We start from the raw sequence: 20,473 nt of genomic DNA on the forward strand, positions 1-20,473 counted from the left end.
GCCGCCACCGGCCAGGCGGCGGCACCCGGCGGCGAGCCGTGGCGGCGCCGCGGTCAGAACGCCTCTTCCGGCAGGTCCATCACGTCCAGCGTGACGGCCTCGGCCATCGCGCGCTGCACCCCGACGCCCGGCAGGATGTTCGTCGCGAAGAACTTGGCCGCGGCGACCTTGCCGGTGTAGAAGGCGGTGTCCTTGCGCGACGCCGACGGCAGCTTGTCCAGCGCCACACCCGCGCCCTTGAGCAGCAGGTAGGCCACGACGACGTCACCGGAGGCGAGCAGCAGCCGGGTGGTGTTGAGGCCGACCTTGTAGATCGAGCGGACGTCCTGCTCGGTGGCCGCGAGGTCGGTCAGCATGGTGCCGACGATGGCCTCCAGGTCGGCGGCGGCCTTCGCGAGCTGGTCGCGCGCGTCGGCCAGTTCCGCCCCGCCGGTGGCCTCGGCCAGGAACTTCTTGATCTCCTCGCTCAGCGCGGTCAGCGCCTGCCCCTGGTCGCGGACGATCTTCCGGAAGAAGTAGTCCTGGCCCTGGATCGCGGTGGTGCCCTCGTAGAGGGTGTCGATCTTGGCGTCCCTGATGTACTGCTCGACCGGGTATTCCTGGAGGTACCCCGAGCCGCCGTAGGTCTGGAGCGACTGGGCGAGCTGCTCGTAGGACTTCTCCGAGCCGTAGCCCTTGACGATCGGCAGCAGCAGGTCGTTGAGCCCGTGCAGCTGCTTGGCGTCGGCGCCGGTCGCCTCGGCGACCTGGATCGCGTCCTGGACGGAGGCGGTGTAGAGGACCAGTGCGCGCATGCCCTCGGCGTACGCCTTCTGCGTCATCAGCGAGCGGCGCACGTCGGGGTGGTGGGTGATGGTGACCTTGGGCGCGGCCTTGTCCATGAACTGCGCCAGGTCGGGGCCCTGCACGCGCTCCTTGGCGTACTCCAGCGCGTTGAGGTAGCCGGTGGACAGCGTCGCGATGGCCTTCGTGCCGACCATCATGCGGGCGAACTCGATGATCCGGAACATCTGCCGGATGCCGTCGTGCTTGTCGCCGATCAGCCAGCCCTTGGCGGGGTGCTGGTCGCCGAAGGTCATCTCGCAGGTGTTGGACGCCTTCAGGCCCATCTTGTGCTCGACGTTGGTGGCGTAGACGCCGTTGCGCGCGCCCAGCACGCCGGTCTCGTGGTCGAACTCGTACTTCGGCACCATGAACAGCGACAGGCCCTTGGTGCCGGGTCCTGCGCCCTCGGGGCGGGCCAGCACGTAGTGCAGGATGTTCTCGGACATGTCGTGCTCACCCGAGGTGATGAAGCGCTTGACGCCCTCGATGTGCCAGCTGCCGTCGTCCTGCCTGACGGCCCTGGTGCGGCCGGCGCCGACGTCCGAGCCCGCGTCGGGCTCGGTGAGGACCATGGTGGAGCCCCACTGCTTCTCGACCGCGAGCGCGGCGATCCTCTTCTGCTGCTCGGTGCCCTCCTCGTAGAGGATGCCCGCGAAGGCGGGGCCCGAGGAGTACATCCAGACCGCCGGGTTCGCGCCGAGCACCAGCTCGGCGTACGACCAGATCAGGGAGCGGGGCGCGGTCGTGCCGCCGATCTCCTCGGGCAGGCCGAGCCGCCAGTACTCGGCGTCCATGAAGGCCGCGTAGCTCTTCTTGAACGTGTCGGGGAGCGGTGCGGTGTTGGTGTCCGGGTCGAAGACCGGCGGGTTGCGGTCGGTGTCGGCGAAGGACTCGGCCAGCTCGTTCTCCGCCAGCCGGGTCAGCTCGGCCAGGACGTCCTTGGCCGTGTCGGCGTCCATGTCGGCGAACGGACCCGTGCCGTAGAGCTGATCGCGGCCGAGCACCTCGAAGAGGTTGAACTCGATGTCGCGGAGGTTCGACTTGTAGTGGCCCATGACGACGGCTCCGTATCGCTGCTGCTGTCACAAAAACGTACCCCCATGATGCTACCCGTCAGTAATAAGAAGCAACCCCCGGCGGCCGGATGTGACGGGTTCCTCGCCCCCGGGTGGCTGTTACTCGCCGTTCCTCGATGGGGGTGCGCGCTTCCCCGTTACGCTAGGGCCCGTGTACGGCTACGACCAGAGCGTGAATCCCGGCCCAGGGCCGGCTCCCGGTGGGGCCGCGCCCATGTCCGGCTATCCCGAGCCCTCGCCGCCGTCGCTGGCCGACGCCGTCCGCGCCTTCACCACGGGCTCGCTGTCGGCCGAGGACTTCCAGGCGATCTTCGCCACGTCCAAGGTGTACTGCCCGCGCGGCGAGAATCCCGGCTTCCTGGCGCTGCACGACACGCAGCAGCCGGTGATCCCGATGTTCAGCTCGCTCAAGGAGCTGCGGCGCTACGCGGGCAAGGAGTCCAAGTATTTCGTGATCACCGGCGCCGAGGTGCTCGACCTGCTGCCGACCGGCTACGGCTTCGTGCTCGACATCGACGGCCAGCACCGGATGGTCTTCGACGCCAAGGCCGTCGAGCAGATGGTGGACTTCACGATGCGCCGGATGTACGGCTGACCGTCCCGCTCCGGGGCTCGACCTGCTTGTTTCCGGGTTTTCCGGCATGGTCGCCGGCGTGGTCTCCGGCCTGCTCCCGGGTGTGGCCGCCAGGTTTTCCGCTCGCCGATCGGGTGAGGGAATGGTTACGCGTTGCGAGATGTTCAGAGTTCAACTACATTGGAACCGCAACGTCCACTAGGAGGCCCCCCATGCCCGCCGTGACCGTAGAGAACCCGCTGAGCCTGCCGCGCGTCACCGCACCCGCCGAAGCCCGGCCCCGCCCGGCGCTGGCCGTCAGCACCGCCCCCAGCGGCTTCGAGGGGGAGGGCTTCCCGGTCCGCCGCGCCTTCGCCGGCATCGACTACCGGCATCTCGACCCGTTCATCATGATGGACCAGATGGGTGAGGTGGATTACGCCGCGGGCGAGCCGAAGGGCACCCCCTGGCACCCGCACCGCGGCTTCGAGACCGTCACGTACATCATGGACGGCACCTTCATCCACCAGGACTCGCACGGCGGCGGCGGCACCATCACCAACGGCGACACCCAGTGGATGACCGCCGGGTCCGGGCTGCTGCACATCGAGACGCCGCCGGAGTCGCTGGTGCTCAGCGGCGGCCTCTTCCACGGCCTCCAGCTGTGGGTGAATCTCCCCAAGGCCGACAAGATGATGCCGCCGAAGTACCAGGACATCAGGGCCGGCGGCCTGAAGCTGCTCACCTCCGAGGACGGCGGCGCCCTCATCCGGCTGATCGCCGGCGACCTCGGCGGCCACGTCGGCCCCGGTTCCACGCACACGCCGATCACCATGACCCACGTGTCCCTCAACGCCGGAGCCTCGGTCACGCTCCCCTGGCGGGCCGACTTCAACGCCCTCGCCTACGGCCTGGCCGGCACCGGCTTCGCGGGCCCCCAGTCCCGCCCCTTCGCCATGGGCCAGGCCGTCGTCTTCGGCGCCGGCGACACCCTGACGGTGCGGGCCGCCGAGACGCAGGACTCCCGGTCGGCGAACTTCGAGTTCGTCCTGCTGGGCGGCCTCCCGATCCGCGAGCCGATGATGCAGTACGGCCCGTTCGTGATGAACACCCACGCGGAGCTGGCCCAGGCCTTCGACGATTTCCAGGCCGGCCGCCTGGGCACGGTCCCGGCGGATTCGCCCTACGGCCACTGAGGTCTGCCTCGGGCGCGCCGCCTCCCGCGCGCCGAGGCCCTCCCCCGGGCGCGGCCCTTCCGCGGTACGGCCGTGGGAGCTCTTCCCGGGGCGCGGGCCCGCGGCCGGCCGGCCGGGCAGAGCCCCTCGGTGACCTGAGTACGGCTACTCATGTCATACGAAGAGCAAAGCAAACTAGGGTGGCCCTGACGTTCCATCCGGGGTGATGGAGGATCAGGGAGGGGGCGGGTGCCATGTCGTTCGAAGCGGAATGGGCCCAGATCAAGCAGGAGGTGTCCGGCGGACCGGTGTTGACGCTGGCGCACGCCGACGCAGCCGGCGGCGGTGGCACACCGGACGCCACCGGCGGGGACGCGCGGCTGGCGTCGGACATGGCCGCGTGGAAGGCGGCGGCGCAGGGCGTGGGGACGCTGGCCGACAACCTGTCGAAGGCCGGCCTCAAGCTCTACGAGGCGCAGCAGGGCATGGACACCAGCGTCCAGTTCTCCGACTGCACCTTTCAGACGTTATCGGCCCAGGCCGAGCTCCACCCCACGTGGAGCGGCTACGTCTCAAGCCTGCTGACCAGGTGCGACGCGTTGAAGGGCCAGCTGACGGCCGCGGGGGCGGCCCTGTGCGTCAGCGACACGGCCACCAAGGCCGATTTCGACAAGCTGGACGACGGCTACAAGGACACACCCGCCGTCGGCGGTCAGTAGAAGGCGGGCTGACCGGTGGACGTACCAGCTCTCAAAGCGCTCAAGACCTCCCAGTTCGAAGGCCTGGCGGCCGGCTACCGCACGTTGAGCGACGCGGCCAGCCAGGGCAAGGACGACATCGAGAACAGCGTCAGCGCGAAGATGCGCGGCAAGCTGGCGGGCGTCGGCGCGGAAGCGGCGCACGTCCAACTCGGCCAGGTGGCACAGAACTTCCACTACATACAAGTGGAATGCGGCCTGATCAGCACGGCGTTGCGCGCGTTCGCCTCCGACATCGGCCCGGCCAAGAAGAAGTTCGACGCCGCCGTCGCGGACGCGGCGGCCCACAGGTTCACGGTGGGCGACGACGGTTCTGTCGGCTTCCCCGCCGGCGGCGAGGAGGACGGCAAGACGGTGGCGGGCGGTACGGCGACGAGCGCCGCGGACCCGACGGCCCGCGCGATCGCCCACCAGGCCGCAGGCGTCGACCCCAACCCGCACCACGCCGTCGCGCAGGACATCGCAGACCGGATCTTCGACGCGCTGAACGAGGCCACGGCCGTGGACGACAAGTGGGGCCCGCAGCTGCGCAAGCTCCGGGCCGACGACGACCTCACGGTCTCCGCCGCGGACTGGGCCGACGCCCAGCAGGACATGGCAGGCGTCGACAAGGACGCGGCGTCCTACCTCGGCCACCTCAAGCCGCCGCCCGCGCACGGCCGGGCCGCCGACAACGCGGCCTGGTGGAAGAGCCTGTCCCCGCAGGACCAGGCCGACTGTCTCGCGGCCTACCCCGGCAGGATCGGCGCCCTCGACGGCCTGCCCGCCGACGTCCGCGACGAGGCCAACCGCACGGTCCTCGCCGAGACCCGCGGCAATTACCAGCACCAACTGGACGCGATTCCGCCGCCGCCGAAGGAGTGGGCCGACATCGCGGATCCGTCCGGCAGGGGCGTGCACACCCCCGAGTGGACCGTGTGGAACGCGGAGTACGGCGACCAGTACAGCAAGCTGGACGGTGTGCGGGGCCGGTTGAAGGGGATGGACGCCATCCAGGCCCGTTTCGACGCCACCGGCACCGACGGCCTGCCCGAGGCGTATCTTCTCGGTTTCGACCCGGACGGAAAGGGCGACGGCAAGGCCATCGTGGCCAACGGGAATCCGGACACCGCCGATCACACGGCCATATACGTCCCGGGCACGGGGTCGAAGCTCGACAAGATCGGCGGCGACCTCAACCGGGGGGTGAACCTGTGGCAGGCGAGCCATCAGCTGGACCCCAACGCCAAGATCTCCACCATCACCTGGCTCGACTACAACGCCCCCGACACGATTCCGCAGGCCACCCAGGACTCGTACGCGCACGACGGCGCGCCGGCGCTGCGCGGCTTCATCGACGGCAATGCCGCGGCCCACGAAGCGGCCACCGGAGGCCGGGCGCACACCACGCTCATCGGCCACAGTTACGGCAGCACGCTCATCGGCGACACCGCCAAGTACACCTACCCCGACGACGGCTGGGCGGGCGACCCCATGCCCGTCGATGACGTGGTCGTGGCCGGCAGCCCCGGCATGCAGGCCGCGCACCCCGGCGACCTCGGCCTCGACCCCACGCACATGTGGGCGGAGGGAGCGGGCGGCAACGACCACATCGTCCGCGACGGCGGGCGCGCGATGGGGCTCGGCGGCGACGGGAACATCCCGACCGACAGGGCGTTCGGCGGCAACGTGATGCAGTCGGACGCCGGCGACCACAGCGCGTACTGGAACATGCACAACGGCAAGCCGTCGGTCAGCCTGCAGAACCAGGCCGACGTCATCGTGGGCCGCTACGGTGACGCCAAGCTCGTCTACGCGTCGCCGTACGGGAATCCGAGGTAGACGGACATCCGAGGCAATGGGGAAAGGAGCGACGTGTCCGACGACTTCGGGTACGAGCCGCGGGTCCGTCCCGCCGGCGAAGTGAAGGCGGAGGTCGCCGCGCTGTCCAGCGCCGTACTCGACATGGTGCGCATCAAGGGCAGGGTCACGGCGGGGGGGCCCATGGAACTGCCGTGGGACGAGGGGGCCGACCCCGACAGATTCCACACCATCACGCACCTGTGGTCGCTGTACGGAGTGGACAACGACGTGCTGGAGCGCGGAATGGCCGCACTCGCCGACCGGCTGCCCGAACGGGGCTGGACGGTGGCGAAGAACGGCCCGGACTCCAGCAGGAACAGCAATCAGGAGATCCTTGCCGTCCACATGGCGACGCGCGCCCAGCTCGAAGCCACCTGGATGAAGGGCCTCGACGGGCATGAGCCGCTGATCACCTTCAACGTCCACTCCCGCTTGTTCATCCCCGCAGAGGAGCCAGGCCTGTGACGCCGACCGCCATCGTGAACGGAGCACGCCGCGGCTGGCGGGTCGTGGCGTGCGCGAGCGTCCTCGTACTCGCCGCGGGATGCGGCGGCGGTGGCACCCCGGCGCGCGACGCCGGGGACGTCAGGAGCGAGGTCGCCGCGCAGGCCGGGGCGGTCGCGGACATGACCCACGTCACGGGGAAGACGACCGAGGGCGGCCCCCCGGACGGCAGTCCCACCGACACGTCGTGCGACGACGGCAGGGACGACAGCCCCGACCGCGAGATGCTGCAGATGTGGTCGCTGTACGGGGTGGACAACGCCACTCTGGGCAAGGCGATGACCAATCTCGCCGCGAACCTCCCCGAGCAGGGCTGGAAGGTGGTCAAGAACGCCCCGGACTCCAGCATGAACAAGAACCAGGAGATCCTCGCCGTCCACACCGCGACGAAAGCGCAGCTCGACGCCACCTGGCGGAAGGGCCTGGACAATCACGAGCCGCTGATCACCTTCAACGTGTACTCCCAGTGCTTCCGCGCCTCGTGACGTCGTAGGGACCGGAGGGCGGTCCTCGGCCGTCTCCGCCGGCCCTGCCGTCAGGAGTTGGGCAGGCGGCGGAAGCGGTCGTCGTCCTCGTAGCCGACCGCCGGGATGCCCAGCAGGCCGTCCACGCCGGGGAAGCCCTCGTCCACCTGGAACGGCGCTCCGTGCACCGACGCCTCCTGCGACGGGCCTGCGTACATGCCGGTGTGCGCGCTGCCCAGCTCCATGAGGTAGCCGCCGGCCGCCGACGGACGGCGCCGGTCGTTGGCGACGGCCTGGGTGGCGTAGGTGTTCATGGCGGCGATGCGCTCGAAGAGGGCGGTCGCCGACCTCGTGGGACGGCGGGCCGGGCGGCCGTCCAGGCCCTTGACCCGGATGCGGTGGGTCCGGGCGGCCTCCAGCACGGCTTCCAGCCCGGTGGCGCCGAGGTTCATGTTGCTGTCGTAGCGGGTGACGAACGCTTGCAGTCCTGGGCTCATCGCCCCGCCTGCGAGGTACGAGTCGACGTGCGACTGGTAACCGTCGTCCCGGATGCTCTCCAGGTAGAGGGTGCGCACACCGGCGGCCCGGATCTGCTCCATGTGCGTGCCCAGGAACTGCCAGACCCGCGCCCCGGAGTGGGCGCCGCCGATGGCCACGCCCTCGAACTGGTCCAGCAGCGCGCGCAGATCGCCCATCGCGTCCTCCGCGCCTGCGCCCTCCAGGGTGTCGTCCACGGCCTGGTGGCGCCGCTGCCGGTCCTCGGGTGTCTCCGCGTAGGCGTCGCGCGTGGCTCGCGCGTCGAGGCCGAGCTGTGTGTCGCGGGCGTCCTGGCGGTTCCAGTGGCCGCGCGTCCGCGGGTCGGCGCGGCCGATGCCCTCCACCACCGCGCCGCGCCCGGCCTCCCACGGAACGCCCGGCGCCAGCCTGCCGACGCCGCTCAGGCTGTAGTGGAGCGGCGAATCGGTCTCCTGGAGCGTCTGCGGGTCCGCGTCGATCTCCACGCGCTGCTTGTGGCTGGCGTCCCGGGTGGCCTGCGGCAGAGTCTGCCATTCGTCCGCCGTCAGCGCGTTCGGTGTGCGGTCGCCCGCCCGGGACTTGCGGGGACCCCGCACCCGCACCGCGGGACCCGGCGGGTGCTGGTGCAGTTCGTCCGGCTGCATGCGCTGGACCGCGGGGGCGGCGGGCGTGTGCCCGCGGTCCGCGGTGTGCGCGTGCCGCTGCTCCTCGATGATGCGGGACACCGCCGCGTTCCCGGCGAGGCGCTGGAGCCGCAGCATCGACTCGGCGGGCGCCCCGCCGCCGGACCGGGGCGCCCGCACGGCCTTCGCGGCCCCCGGGCGCTGCGGTCCCCTCGACTGCTCGCCACCGGCTTGCTGCGCACGCATGCGTACGTCCCTTCTGAGCATGAACTGGAACGTCCACTGTCACCGCTGCGCCCTGCCCGCCGGTACGTCCGGACGGGCACGCCCGGGTGCAGGCGCCTTGCCCTCGCCCGGGCGGACGTGGCCGGCGGGGGCTCCTGTCGTCGGCGGGTCAGAGCAGGTGGTCGGCCTTGCCGGCCTTGATGTCGGTGATGAGGGTGCGGAGGGCTTCGCGGGAGTCGGTGAGGTGGTGCTCTTCCTGGCCGTTGACGGCTATGTAGGCGTTGCCGTCCGCGTCGGTGCCGATGCGGAAGCAGTTGCTCGCGTCCTGGCAGAAGGGGGCTTCCCAGGTGATGTCGGGCACGGTGAACTCTCCTAGAGCTGGGATGCGATGGCGTGCATGAGATCGAGGCTCTCTTCCGGCGGAAGCGCGATGCGCTGCATCGCGTCGAGTTGCAGCCGGTACTTGCACAAGTGCGCCTCCGCGTGCAGGAACTCGCCGACTGTGGCGCGGTCCAGCAGAGCGGTGTCCAGGCGGGGTACTTGGCCGCGGGCGTACAGGATCGACTGCCCTGAGCCGGGGAACGCGCCTGCGGAGAAGGGGACGGCCTGGATGGTGACGTTGTCGCGGTCCGCGGTCTCCATGAGGTGGCCGAGCTGGTCCCGCAGTACGGCCCTTCCGCCCACCTCGGTCCGCAGCGCTCCTTCGTGGACGACCAGTACGTACGGCGGGGCGTCCGGCCGGTCGACTGTCCGGTGCCGCTGCACCCGGTGCGCGACCCTGGCCTCGAACTCGGTTGCCGGCAGCGGCGGGATAGCCGCCCGGAAGAGGGCGCGTGCGTACTCCTCGGTCTGGAACTGGCCGGGCATGTGCGTGATGGTGCTGACCCGCAGGCCCTGGGCGCGCCACTCCAGCTCGGCGATGTCGAGGAAGGTCGAGGGGAGTACGTCCCGGTATTCCTCCCACCAGCCGTGCACGCGGTCGCCGCACATGGCGACCAGCGCGTCGATCAGCGCCTGGTCGGTGCACTCGTAGGCGAAGGCGATCCGCCGCACCCGCTCCGGGCTGACGCCGTGGCGTCCCGCTTCCGTGCTGGTGATGACAGTCCGCTTGGTGTCGAGCAGGGCGGCTGCCTGCTCGGCAGCCCCGCGTCCTCGCGCAGTTTGCGCAGCTCCGCGCCCAGGCGCTGCTGGCGTGCGGTCGGGTTGCTTCTCGGCGGCATGGGCTTCCTCTCCTCCGGGCCCAGTCTGCCGTGCGGTCAGAAGTCCGGTCCAACAGGGCAGGAGTGATCGTGGTCGACGCCTCAGTCTTCGCCTTCGCCCTGCTCGACGAGGGCGGGACCGGCAGCCGGTGCCGGGCGGCGCTGGCCGCCGATGACCGGTGGATCGCTCCGGAGCACTGGAGCGTCGAGGCCCTGTCGGTCATCCGCGGGAATCTGCTCGGCGGCAAGATCTCGGCCGAGCACGCCGCGGAAGCGGTTTCGGCTCTCGGCCAGTGGGACCCCGAGGTCCCCCTCACGCGAGTCCTGTTGCCGCGTATGTGGGAACTGCGGGCGGACCTCACGGCGTACGACGCCGCCTATGTGGCCGCAGCCGAAGTGCACGGGTGCACGCTGCTCACGACCGACGGGCGCCTCGCCCGCGCGTCCGGCATCCACTGCGCCGTCGACGTCATGGACTGAAGTCCACCCGGCGCTACGGGTGCCGCGCACGCCGGGGGCGCCGGGTCTCCGATGGGGCCGGGTATGCGGGGGACCTCGGCCGGTATCCGGCGATCGCACCGCGGTTGCGGGTCAGGACAGCATGACCGGATGACACCGTTCTCGTGTCGCCGGTACGAGCCGGAATCCCGCGACGGTTCAGGGCGCACCCACCCGGCGGGGCCGGGCCGGGGGTCAGGAGGCGCCGCGGGGAGCGGATTCGTAGAGTTCGAACCAGGTGGACTTGCCGTCGCCGCGGGGGTCGACGCCCCACGCGTCGGCGAGCTCTTCCATCAGGAGCAGGCCGCGGCCCGAGGAGGCCATCTCGCCGGGGGAGCGGCGGTGGGGCATGTCGTCGGAGGCGTCGTCGACGTCGACGTGCAGGCGGCGGGTGCCGGGCATGCCGGTGACCTGGGCCAGCAGGACGGCGTCGCCGTCGGTGTGGACCAGCACGTTCGTGACGGCCTCCGAGACCAGCAGCACCGCGGACTCGACCTGTTCGGCGGACGCCCAGTCGTGCAGCAGGGCGCGGATGTCGTCGCGGCAGGAGCGGATCTGGCCCGGGTCGTCCTGGGAGACCGTGAGGATGGTGCGGCGCACCGGGACCGCGCAGGTCGGCCCGTCGGGGTCGCGGCGGAGCAGCACCAGCGCGATGTCGTCCTCGCGGCGGTCCGCGAGCGGCCCCGTGCTGTGGTGCGAGGCGGGGCCGTGGACGGCCCGGACCAGGGAGTCGGCGAGGACCTCCAGGTCGTTCGCGGGGCCGGCGGCCAGTGCCTGGGACAGCCGGCGCCAGCCGGTCTCCAGGTCGTGGCCGCCGGTCTCGATCAGGCCGTCGGTGCACAGCAGCAGCACTTCCCCGGACTCCAGGACCATCGTGGTGGTCGGGTAGTCCGAGTCCGGCTCGATGCCCAGCGGCAGCCCCACGGCGGTGCGCCGCACGATGGTGGTGCCGTCGCCGAGGCGTATCGCGGGCTCGGGGTGGCCGGCCCGCACCACGTCGAGGGTGCCGGTGAGCGGGTCGATCTCCACGTACAGGCAGGTCGCGAAGCGCACGTCCGCCTGGTGCTCCTCGCCGAGCCCGGCCAGGAAGCGGGAGGTGCGGGACAGCACCGCGTCGGGGCTGTGGCCCTCGGCCGCGTACGCCCGCAGCGCGATCCGCAGCTGGCCCATCAGGCCCGCCGCCTTCACGTCGTGGCCCTGGACGTCGCCGATGACGATGGCGGTGCGGCCCGAGGGCAGGTCGATCACGTCGTACCAGTCGCCGCCGACCTGGAGGCCGCCACCGGTCGGGACGTAGCGGGCGGCCACCGCCATACCGCTGACGCCGGGCTTGCGGGTGGGCAGCATCGTGCGCTGGAGGCCGTCGGTCAGCGCGCGCTCCGACTCGTGCAGGCCGGCCCTGGACAGCGCCTGGCCGAGCATCCGGGCCACGGTGGTGAGCACCGAGCGCTCGTCGGGGGTGAAGGCGACCGGCTCGCGGAAGGCCGCCAGCCAGGCGCCGGTCGTGGTCCCGGCGACCACCAGCGGCAGATACGCCCACGACACCCGCCCGTACCGCTTGACCAGCGGCCAGGCGGCGGGAAAGCGCTTCGCGTACGCCTCGGGCGTCGGCAGGTAGACCGCGCGGCCGGTGCGGGCCACCAGCGCGGCCGGATAGTCGGTGGACAGCGGCATGTCGAGCAGGGTGTTGTCGGCGATCTCCTGGCCGTGGTGGCCGATCATCGACAGCCGGTCGCCCTCCACGCTGAAGACGGCGAGCCCGTCGGGCGAGAAGCCGGGCATCGACAGGGTCGCCGCGACCCGCAGCACCTCGGTGGTGGAGTCGGCCTCGGCCAGCGCGCGGCCCGCGTCCAGCAGGAAGGCCTCCCTGGCCCGCTGCCAGTCCGTGGTGGTGGGAGCGCCTTCGCGCCGGGCGCTGTGCACCTCGTGCAGGGTGCCGCTGAGCAGCCTGCCGCGCGGCGCGACCCTGGTCCGCAGCGTGCGCAGCACCGTCCCGTCGTCGCCGACCACCCGCACCAGGGACTCCGCCACCGTGCCCTCGGAAGCGGCCAGCGACACCGCGGCGCTCAGCGACACGAAGTCCGCCGCGTGCAGGCAGGCCCGCACCGCGGTCGAGCGGTGCGTGGCGGCACCCCCCGACAGCCCGAGCAGGCGCGCCGCACAATCGTCCACCGTGACGGTGCCGGTGCCCTCGTCCCACTGCCACAGGCCCGAGCCCACGGCGGCGAGGACGTCCTCGGTGTGCATTGCCCCAGTTTACGGTTTTACGCAGGGTGTGAGGCAATGTGACCGCGCGTGCGCGAGGCGGGCACCAGGGTGCGCGGGGGCGGATCCGCGTGCGCGGCGCGGTCAGGCGGAGGGATACGCGGATGAGGAGGAAGCCCGGGCGCCGGTAGGCTGTGCGGGTTCCCCACCATCGCGACGACCTGACGACTTGGACGAACCACGATGCACCGGTACCGGTCACACACCTGCGGAGAGCTGCGCGCCACCGACGTCGGCACCGACGTCCGCCTGTCCGGCTGGCTGCACAATCGCCGTGACCTGGGCGGCATCCTCTTCGTCGACCTGCGCGACCACTACGGCTTCACACAGCTCGTGGTCCGCCCCGGCTCGCCCGTCTACGACGAGCTGAGCAGCCAGTCCAAGGAGTCCGTGGTCCGCGTCGACGGCCGCGTCCTGGCCCGCTCGGCGGAGAACGTCAACCCCGAGCTGCCGACCGGCGAGGTCGAGGTCGACGTGACCTCGCTCGAAGTGCTCGGCGCCGCCGACCCGCTGCCCTTCCCGGTCTTCCCCGAGGACAGCGCCAACGAGGAGATGCGGCTCACCAACCGCTTCCTCGACCTGCGCCGCCAGCGCATGCACCGCAACATCATGCTGCGCACCCAGGTCATCTCCTTCCTGCGCCGCGAGATGACCGCGCTCGGCTTCAACGAGATGGCCACCCCGATCCTGTCGGCGACCTCCCCCGAGGGCGCCCGCGACTTCCTGGTGCCCTCCCGCGTGCACGCCGGCCGGTTCTACGCGCTGCCGCAGGCCCCGCAGCAGTTCAAGCAGCTGCTGATGATCTCCGGCTTCGACCGCTACTTCCAGATCGCGCCCTGCTTCCGCGACGAGGACTCGCGCGCCGACCGCTCGCCCGGCGAGTTCTACCAGCTCGACGTCGAGATGAGCTTCGTCGAGCAGGAGGACGTCTTCGGCGTCATCGAGAAGGTGATGACCGACCTGTTCAACGAGCTGGGCGGCGGCCGTACGGTCACCTCGCCCTTCCCGCGGATCCCCTTCCGCGAGTCGATGCTCAAGTACGGCAACGACAAGCCGGACCTGCGCACCGCGCTCGAACTGGTCGACGTCACCGCGGTCTTCGCCGGCTCGGGCTTCAAGGCCTTCGCCGACAAGCACGTCCGCGCCCTGGCCGTGCACGGCACCGCGGAGCAGCCGCGCAAGTTCTTCGACCAGCTCGGCGAGTACGCGGTCTCGCTCGGCGCGAAGGGCCTGGCCTGGGTCCGGGTCGGCGAGGGCAACGCGCTCACCGGGCCGATCGCCAAGTTCCTCACCGAGGACGACGTGGCGGCCCTGCTCGACGCGGTCGGCGGCAAGCCGGGCACCGCGATCTTCTTCGGCGCCGGCGACTTCGACGAGGTCTCGAAGATCATGGGGCCGGTCCGGGTCGAGGCCGCGAAGCGCGCCGGGCAGTACGACGAGGGCGTCTTCCGCTTCTGCTGGATCGTGGACTTCCCGATGTTCGAGCGCAACGAGGACACGGGGGCGATCGAGTTCTCGCACAACCCGTTCTCGATGCCGCAGGGCGGCCTCGAAGCGCTGGAGACCAAGGACCCGCTGGACATCCTGGCGTGGCAGTACGACATCGTCTGCAACGGCATCGAGCTGTCGTCCGGCGCCATCCGGAACCACGAACCGGCCGTGATGTACAAGGCGTTCGAGATCGCCGGGTACTCCCAGGAGACCGTCGAGGCGGAATTCGGCGGGATGCTGCGCGCCTTCCACTTCGGCGCGCCGCCGCACGGCGGGATCGCCCCGGGCGTCGACCGGATGGTCATGCTGCTGGCGGACGAACCGAACATCCGCGAGACGATCGCCTTCCCGCTCAACCAGCACGCGCAGGACCTTCTGATGGGCGCGCCGTCGGAGGTCTCCGCGACCCGGCTGCGCGAGCTGCACATCCAGCTCCGCCAGAAGTAGCCCCCGCCCAGGCCCGCGCTCCCGGTTCCGCACCGGGGGCGCGGGTTTCCGCGTTCCCCGCGCCCCCATGGGGCACCCGCCGGCGCGGCGGCACCGCGGAACCCCTGTGTGCGCCCGGGGCAACCGGACAGGTGCCCGGGGGCGTTGTAGAGGTGTGGGGAGGACATTCGGTGGGCGAAGGCGGGTTCGAGCAGTTCGTCGCGGCACGCGGCCAACGGCTGTTGCGTGTCGCGTGGCTGCTCACCGGGGACGCCCACCTCGCCGAGGACCTGCTCCAGACGGTGCTGGCCAAGGTCTGGCCCAAGTGGCACCGGATCGCCGAGGAGAATCCGGAGGCGTACGTACGCCGCGCCCTGGTGCACACGCATGCCTCGTGGTGGCGCAGGCGGTGGCGCGGCGAGGTGCCGCACGGCGATGTGCCGGACCAGGCGCTGCCGCAGGACGCGTACGCCGGGGTGGACCTGGAGCAGGCGCTGGCCGCGGCGGTGCGCGCACTGCCCGTACGGCAGCGGGCCGTGGTGGTGCTGCGGTACTTCGAGGATCTGAGCGTGACCGAGACCGCGGAGGCGCTGAGGTGTTCGGAGGGCACGGTGAAGAGCCAGGCGGCGAAGGCCCTGCGGACGCTGCGCGGGCGGCTGCCGTCCGCGGTCACGGCGGACGGCGGTGACGGCCGTGACTGAACGGGACGGCCCCGAGCAGGAGTTGCGGATCCTGCTGGAGCGGGCGGTGCCGCAGCCGCCCGCCCCGCCGCAGCGTCTTGAGCGGGTGCGCGAGCGGGTCGGGCGGCGCCGGCGGCGGCGTACGGCCGCGGTCACCGGCAGCGCGGTGCTGGCCGCGGCGGCGGGACTGATGGCCGTACCCGGGCTGGTACGCCCGCAGGCCGGCGGCGCGGCGCCGGTGGTGGCGACCGGCGGACAGGCGGACAAGCGGCCCACCCCGTCCGCCGGTGTCACCGGTCAGCCCACCCCGGCGCCCGGTACGGCCGGCCCGCAGGCGTCGGACGGCGTGTACCGCCCGACCGGGATGGACGGGCTGCGGCTGTCGCTGCCGTCCGGCTGGCAGACCCTGCCGGACCCGGCCACCCGAAGCGTCTTCGTGTCCTCGCAGGCACTCGCGCTGCCCGAGAACGGCTGTGCGCACGCCCTGGACGACTTCTGCACCCCGCTGGCCCGGCGGCTGGGCAGGGGCGGGACGCTGGTCATGTTCCGCCTCGACGGCTCCCAGGACCAGGCGGACAAGCTCCAGCACTTCGGCGGCGAGGCCGGCGAGGTCGGCGAGGAGTTGCCCTACACGGCCTGCCGTACGGTCGGCGGCACACGGCAGTTGGGCACGTCCGTCGTCGGCGAGGCGGGGTCGAGCACCGTGGTGCGGGTGACGGCGTGCCTGGCGCAGCCCTCGTCGGCGCAACTGGCGCTGGCCGAGGACCTCTTGTCGACCGCGGACGTCGGATGAGAGTGCCCGGCGGCGCCAGTCCCGCGGGGATCGGCCGGCGGGGCGCGGTCCTCGGGCTGGCCGCCGCGGTGGTGGCGGCGTGCACCCCCGCCGGTACGGGCGCGCGGCCCTCGCGGCTGCCGGAGGAGGGTCCGCTGCGCCCGGTGCCGGCCGGGGAGGCGGCGGCGACCGGGCACGAGCAGCCGGAGGCTACGCAGCAGCGTCCGGGTCGCCGCCGAAACGCTCGACGTACGCCGCCAGATCGTCGTCGCTGATCTTCGCGAAGAGCACCGGCGGCACGGTGAAGGGCGTGCCCGCCGGTACCGCGTCCAGCGCGCGGGCCTGGTCGGCGCCGACCCAGCGGGCGTCATCGGCCGGCAGCGCGAAGGCGGACCGCATCGCGGCGGCCGAGGACGGGATGAACGGCTCGGAGACGACGGCGTAGAGGTGGATGAGGTTCATCGCGGTGCGCAGGGTGAGGGCGGCGCCGTCCTGGTCGGTCTTGATCTCCATCCAGGGGGCCTTCTCCTCCAGATAGGAGTTGCCCGCGCTCCACAGCGCGCGCAGCGACTGGGCCGCCTTGCGGAACTGCAGCGTCTCCATGTGGCCTTCGTACTCCGCGAGCAGCCCGGCGATCTGCTCGCCGAGCTTGGCCTCCGCGTCGCCCGCCGCCGCGCCGGCCGGCACGTCGTCGCCGAAGCGCTTGCGGGAGAAGGACAGGACCCGGTTGACGAAGTTGCCGAGGGTGTCGGCGAGGTCCTTGTTGACGCCGGCCGCGAACAGCTCCCAGGTGAAGGACGTGTCGTCGGACTCGGGCGCGTTGGCCATCAGGAAGTAGCGCCAGTAGTCGGCGGGCAGCAGGTCGAGAGCGACGTCGGTGAAGATGCCCCGGCGCTGGGAGGTGGAGAACTTGCCGCCGTAGTAGTTCAGCCAGTTGAAGGCCTTGACGAAGTCGACCTTCTTCCACGGCTCGCGGGTGCCCAGCTGGGTGGCGGGGAACATCACGGTGTGGAAGGGGACGTTGTCCTTGGCCATGAACTGCGTGTAGCGGACGGTGTCGTCGGCCTCGTACCACCACGACTGCCAGTCGCGCGACTCCCCCTCGGGGGCCGCGTCGGACCATTCCTTGGTGGAACCGATGTACTCGATCGGGGCGTCGAACCAGACATAGAAGACCTTGCCCTCCGCGGCCAGCTCCGGCCAGGTGTCGGCGGGCACCGGCACACCCCAGTCGAGATCGCGGGTGATCGCCCGGTCGTGCAGGCCTTCTGTGAGCCATTTGCGGGCGATCGAGGACGCCAGGGTCGGCCACTCGGCGCTGTTCGCGTCGATCCAGGCCTCGACCTCGGCCGCCAGCTCGGACTGGAGGAGGAAGAGGTGCTTGGTCTCCCTGACCTCCAGCGCGCTGCTTCCGCTGATCGCCGAGCGCGGTTCGATCAGGTCGGTGGGGTCGAGCACCCGGGTGCAGTTCTCGCACTGGTCGCCGCGCGCCTTGTCGTAACCGCAGTGCGGGCAGGTGCCGACGATGTAGCGGTCCGGCAGGAAGCGCTCGTCGGCCAGCGAGTAGACCTGGCGGATGGCACGCTCCTCGATGAAGCCGTTCTCGTGCAGGCGGCGGGCGAAGCGCTGGGTGATGTCGACGTTCTGCGCGGAGGAACTGCGGCCGAAGTGGTCGAAGGACAGCGCGAACCCGTCGTAGACGGCCTTCTGCGCGTCGTGCGCCTGGGCGCAGAAGACATCAACCGGAAGTCCGGCTTCCTTTGCGGCGAGTTCCGCCGGGGTGCCGTGTTCGTCGGTGGCGCAGATGTAGAGGACATCCTGTCCTCGCTGCCGCAGATAGCGGGCGTAGACATCGGCCGGGAGCATGGACCCCACCATGTTGCCCAGGTGCTTGATCCCGTTGATATAGGGCAGGGCGGAGGTGATGAGGTGACGAGCCATTGCAGGCTGCTCCCAATTCGTAGCGCGGAGTGAGGAATTCATCTACGGACCGTCAATCGTATCGGACCGTAGCCGGGTGACCTCCGCCGTATTCACATTCCGGACAGGTTCAGGTCAGAGGCGTCCCGAGGGTGACTCGGTGTGACTGCACGTGCACTTGCACGTGCACATGCACGTGCTCCGGCCACGAGTTATCATCTCCTGTACCACACGGCACTTTTGGGGAGTGGCTGATGCGCCGGACGCACAATGGAATGCCCGCAGAGGATCTTGCGGGTGTGGTCTGGCAGAAGAGCGGACACAGCAATGCCAATGGCACCTGTGTGGAGTTCGCCGCGCTGCCCGACGGCGGCGTCGCCGTACGCAATTCGCGCTTTCCGGACGGTCCCGCCTTGATTTACACCAGGGCCGAGATCGAATCGATGATCATCGGTGTGAAGGCGGGTGAGTTCGACCACCTGATGCCGGGGCCGTGACCCCCGCGCCGGCGCGCGCTAGCGGTGCTGGCCGGCCGGTGTCACCAGGAACAGCGCCCAGACGACCTTTCCCGTACCGCTCAGCGGGTGCCATCCCCAGTTCTCGCTGAAGGAGTCCACCAGGTGCAGCCCGCGGCCGGTCTCGGCCACGAAGTCGGGGTCCTTGGTGATCGGCGCCACCCCGCTGGGGTCGCGCACCGCGCACACTACCCGCGTAGTCCAGCGCACAAGGCTCAGCCTGACCGGCGCGCCGGGCGTGCCGACCGGCACCGCGTACCGCAGCGCGTTCGTCACCAACTCGGACGCCACCAGTTCCATGGAGTCGAGCAGCACGGACATGTCCCAGTGCTGGAGGGTGGCGCGGGTGAAGCGGCGCGCCTCGCGCACCGACTCAAGGGCGGCGGGCAGTTCGCATGTGGCGCCGTGGCCCGCCGCAAGCTGCTCGGGCGCGAGCACGCCTTGCAATAACGGGTCCAGCACAGGTGCGGCCTCTGCCTTCATGCGTGCCCCCGAAGTATCTGCACGGCACCATGCTCGGGGATCGGGACCAGGGGATGCAAGAGCGTCTGCACGTGCATCTGCAAGGAATTTATGCACGTGACGATCGAGAGTGACGGGACGGGTACTGCGCGCAAGCCATTAGTGGCAGACTGCTGATGAACCAAGGGCGGAGCGTGACTTATGAGCGCAGGGCAGCCGGGAGGCGGGTCCATCGTGCGACGGATGCTGCTCGGAGCGCAGCTGCGAAGGCTGCGTGAGTCGCGGGGGATCAGCAGGGAGGACGCCGGGTATTCCATCCGGGCCTCGGAATCGAAGATCAGCCGCATGGAGCTGGGCAGAGTCAGCTTCAAGGAGCGGGATGTCGCCGATCTGCTGACGCTGTACGGCGTCACCGAGGAGGGTGAACGGCTCGCCATGCTCGGACTCGTGAGAGAGGCAAACGCCGCAGGCTGGTGGCACGGATACGGCGAGGTGATGCCGACCTGGTTCCAGACGTACGTGGGTCTGGAGGAGTCGGCCGCGCTCATCCGCACGTTCGAGGTGCAGTTCGTGCACGGCCTGCTGCAGACGGAGGACTACATCAGGCAGGTGATCCGGCTCGGTCACCCTGAGGGAGCCGACGCCTGGGTCGAAAGACGAGTCGGCCTACGCCTGGAGCGGCAGAAGCTGCTCGTCTCGGAGCGGGCGCCGCACTTCGTCGCCGTGATGGACGAGGGTGCGCTGCGCCGCCCGTTCGGCACCCGGGAGGTCATGCGCGACCAGGTCCAGCACGTGCTGGAGGCCGCGGAGGCGCCCAACGTGGACGTCCGGATCCTGCCCTTCGCCACCGGCGGCCACGCGGCGGGGGGCGGCGCCTTCACCCTGCTGAGCTTCCCGGAGTCCGACCTGCCCGACCTGGTGTATCTGGAGCAGCTGACCGGCGCGCTCTACATCGACAAGCACGACGAGGTCGTGGAGTACGACAAGGCCATGACCGCGCTGGGGCGGCTCGCGCTGAGCCCGGCGGACTCCCTCGACTGGCTGAACGCGTTCAAGCGCGAATTGTGACTTTATGTGTATTTTCAACTGATATTCACCCGGCCGGGTGAATATCAGTTGTTTTTACCCCCGGCCGTCTCCCCGGCGGCACCGCGGCGCCGCTACGGTTACGCAGGGCGCGCCAGGGGGACGGGGGACGAGAGTGCACGAGGAGGTCAACGGCGACCGCGGTGGCGGTGGCCAGGAGGACGGGCCCGAGTTCGGCCGCCCGCTCGGCGATGTGGTGCCGGCGCCGACGCCGTACGCCCGTACGTACCGGCTCCGTGAGGCCACTGTCGTCGAGCTGGCCGGTGAGATCGACCTCGGCAGCGCGCACGGCGTCCACCCGCACCTCGACGCGGTCGTGATGTGGCCGCTGCCGCTGCTGGTGGTCTTCGACCTCGGGCCGCTGGAGTTCATCGACTGCTTCGGCCTCGCGCTGCTGGTGCGCGCCCGCCGCCGGGTGCTCGACCGCGGTGGCCGCACCGCGATGGTCTGCGCCCACCCGCAGACCCGCAAGCTGCTGGCGATGACCGGCCTGGACGCCGTCTTCCTCCCGGTGCTCACGCTGGACGAGGCGCTGCCGTCCTGAGCGCCCGCCGGCCCGCGTGCGGACGCGGTCACTCCATGCTGCCTGTGTGTCACC

20 protein-coding genes are annotated in these 20,473 nt (G+C 70.9%); 13 read left to right on the plus strand and 7 right to left on the minus strand.

Annotation, left to right across the window (positions count from 1 at the left end):
* Positions 1-53: 53 nt before the first annotated feature.
* Complete coding sequence (locus V7E46_RS00830) at positions 54-1,880, minus strand: acyl-CoA dehydrogenase (protein ID WP_333766566.1); 1,827 nt, start codon at positions 1,878-1,880, stop codon at positions 54-56.
* Between the two features lie 172 nt (positions 1,881-2,052).
* Here V7E46_RS00830 and V7E46_RS00835 point away from each other — a divergent pair, with 172 nt between their 5' ends.
* From V7E46_RS00835 to V7E46_RS00860, 6 genes are all read left to right on the plus strand, one after another.
* Positions 2,053-2,496 (plus strand): SseB family protein, encoded by a 444-nt coding sequence (locus tag V7E46_RS00835; RefSeq protein ID WP_410169979.1) that lies wholly within the window; start codon positions 2,053-2,055, stop codon positions 2,494-2,496.
* Positions 2,497-2,687: 191 nt separating this feature from the next.
* Entirely contained in the window at positions 2,688-3,650 is a 963-nt protein-coding gene (locus tag V7E46_RS00840) for a pirin family protein (RefSeq protein ID WP_329176709.1), read from the plus strand.
* Positions 3,651-3,883: 233 nt separating this feature from the next.
* Positions 3,884-4,348, plus strand: coding sequence for a hypothetical protein (locus V7E46_RS00845; RefSeq protein WP_333766567.1), 465 nt, complete (start codon positions 3,884-3,886; stop codon positions 4,346-4,348).
* 15 nt (positions 4,349-4,363) lie between these two features.
* A complete protein-coding gene (locus V7E46_RS00850) occupies positions 4,364-6,208 on the plus strand; it encodes an alpha/beta hydrolase (RefSeq protein WP_333766568.1) in 1,845 nt (614 codons plus the stop codon).
* A 33-nt stretch (positions 6,209-6,241) separates the two neighbouring features.
* Entirely contained in the window at positions 6,242-6,694 is a 453-nt protein-coding gene (locus tag V7E46_RS00855) for a hypothetical protein (protein ID WP_333766569.1), read from the plus strand.
* Positions 6,691-7,218: a hypothetical protein gene (locus V7E46_RS00860; protein ID WP_333766570.1), complete on the plus strand. Its 528-nt coding sequence runs from the start codon at positions 6,691-6,693 to the stop codon at positions 7,216-7,218. The genes V7E46_RS00855 and V7E46_RS00860 overlap by 4 nt, the downstream gene beginning before the upstream one ends.
* A gap of 50 nt (positions 7,219-7,268) precedes the next feature.
* Here V7E46_RS00860 and V7E46_RS00865 read toward each other — a convergent pair whose 3' ends face one another.
* From V7E46_RS00865 to V7E46_RS00875, 3 genes are all read right to left on the minus strand, one after another.
* Entirely contained in the window at positions 7,269-8,582 is a 1,314-nt protein-coding gene (locus tag V7E46_RS00865) for a hypothetical protein (protein WP_333766571.1), read from the minus strand.
* A 148-nt stretch (positions 8,583-8,730) separates the two neighbouring features.
* Complete coding sequence (locus V7E46_RS00870) at positions 8,731-8,922, minus strand: hypothetical protein (protein ID WP_333766572.1); 192 nt, start codon at positions 8,920-8,922, stop codon at positions 8,731-8,733.
* 11 nt (positions 8,923-8,933) lie between these two features.
* Complete coding sequence (locus V7E46_RS00875) at positions 8,934-9,614, minus strand: DUF5753 domain-containing protein (protein ID WP_333766573.1); 681 nt, start codon at positions 9,612-9,614, stop codon at positions 8,934-8,936.
* A 236-nt stretch (positions 9,615-9,850) separates the two neighbouring features.
* Between V7E46_RS00875 and V7E46_RS00880 the strand changes: the two genes are divergently transcribed.
* Positions 9,851-10,240, plus strand: coding sequence for a type II toxin-antitoxin system VapC family toxin (locus V7E46_RS00880; RefSeq protein WP_333766574.1), 390 nt, complete (start codon positions 9,851-9,853; stop codon positions 10,238-10,240).
* Positions 10,241-10,453: 213 nt separating this feature from the next.
* Here V7E46_RS00880 and V7E46_RS00885 read toward each other — a convergent pair whose 3' ends face one another.
* Positions 10,454-12,505, minus strand: coding sequence for an ATP-binding SpoIIE family protein phosphatase (locus tag V7E46_RS00885; protein WP_333766575.1), 2,052 nt, complete (start codon positions 12,503-12,505; stop codon positions 10,454-10,456).
* Between the two features lie 201 nt (positions 12,506-12,706).
* On the opposite strand from V7E46_RS00885, the gene aspS reads away from it, so the two are divergent.
* The 3 genes from aspS (at position 12,707) to V7E46_RS00900 (ending at position 15,913) form a co-directional block, all read left to right on the plus strand.
* Complete coding sequence (aspS, locus tag V7E46_RS00890) at positions 12,707-14,461, plus strand: aspartate--tRNA ligase (RefSeq protein ID WP_333766576.1); 1,755 nt, start codon at positions 12,707-12,709, stop codon at positions 14,459-14,461.
* Between the two features lie 170 nt (positions 14,462-14,631).
* Entirely contained in the window at positions 14,632-15,141 is a 510-nt protein-coding gene (locus V7E46_RS00895) for a SigE family RNA polymerase sigma factor (RefSeq protein ID WP_329176683.1), read from the plus strand.
* Positions 15,134-15,913 (plus strand): hypothetical protein, encoded by a 780-nt coding sequence (locus V7E46_RS00900; protein ID WP_333766577.1) that lies wholly within the window; start codon positions 15,134-15,136, stop codon positions 15,911-15,913. The genes V7E46_RS00895 and V7E46_RS00900 overlap by 8 nt, the downstream gene beginning before the upstream one ends.
* A gap of 189 nt (positions 15,914-16,102) precedes the next feature.
* Here V7E46_RS00900 and metG read toward each other — a convergent pair whose 3' ends face one another.
* Positions 16,103-17,833: a methionine--tRNA ligase gene (gene metG, locus V7E46_RS00905; protein WP_333766578.1), complete on the minus strand. Its 1,731-nt coding sequence runs from the start codon at positions 17,831-17,833 to the stop codon at positions 16,103-16,105.
* Positions 17,834-18,066: 233 nt separating this feature from the next.
* Here metG and V7E46_RS00910 point away from each other — a divergent pair, with 233 nt between their 5' ends.
* Positions 18,067-18,309, plus strand: a complete 243-nt coding sequence (locus V7E46_RS00910) for a DUF397 domain-containing protein (protein ID WP_329176678.1) — start codon at positions 18,067-18,069, stop codon at positions 18,307-18,309.
* A gap of 18 nt (positions 18,310-18,327) precedes the next feature.
* Here the strand turns inward: V7E46_RS00910 and V7E46_RS00915 are convergent, their stop codons facing one another.
* Positions 18,328-18,810 carry an ATP-binding protein gene (locus V7E46_RS00915; protein WP_333766579.1) on the minus strand — a complete coding sequence of 161 codons (483 nt, stop codon included), beginning with the start codon at positions 18,808-18,810 and terminating at the stop codon, positions 18,328-18,330.
* Between the two features lie 180 nt (positions 18,811-18,990).
* Between V7E46_RS00915 and V7E46_RS00920 the strand changes: the two genes are divergently transcribed.
* Entirely contained in the window at positions 18,991-19,857 is an 867-nt protein-coding gene (locus V7E46_RS00920; RefSeq protein WP_329176676.1) for a helix-turn-helix domain-containing protein, read from the plus strand.
* Positions 19,858-19,990: 133 nt separating this feature from the next.
* A complete protein-coding gene (locus V7E46_RS00925) occupies positions 19,991-20,419 on the plus strand; it encodes an anti-sigma factor antagonist (protein WP_333766580.1) in 429 nt (142 codons plus the stop codon).
* Positions 20,420-20,473 lie beyond the last annotated feature (54 nt).

The sequence above is a fragment of the Streptomyces sp. IBSBF 2435 genome (assembly GCF_036815005.1).
In the GTDB taxonomy this organism is placed as follows: domain Bacteria; phylum Actinomycetota; class Actinomycetes; order Streptomycetales; family Streptomycetaceae; genus Actinacidiphila.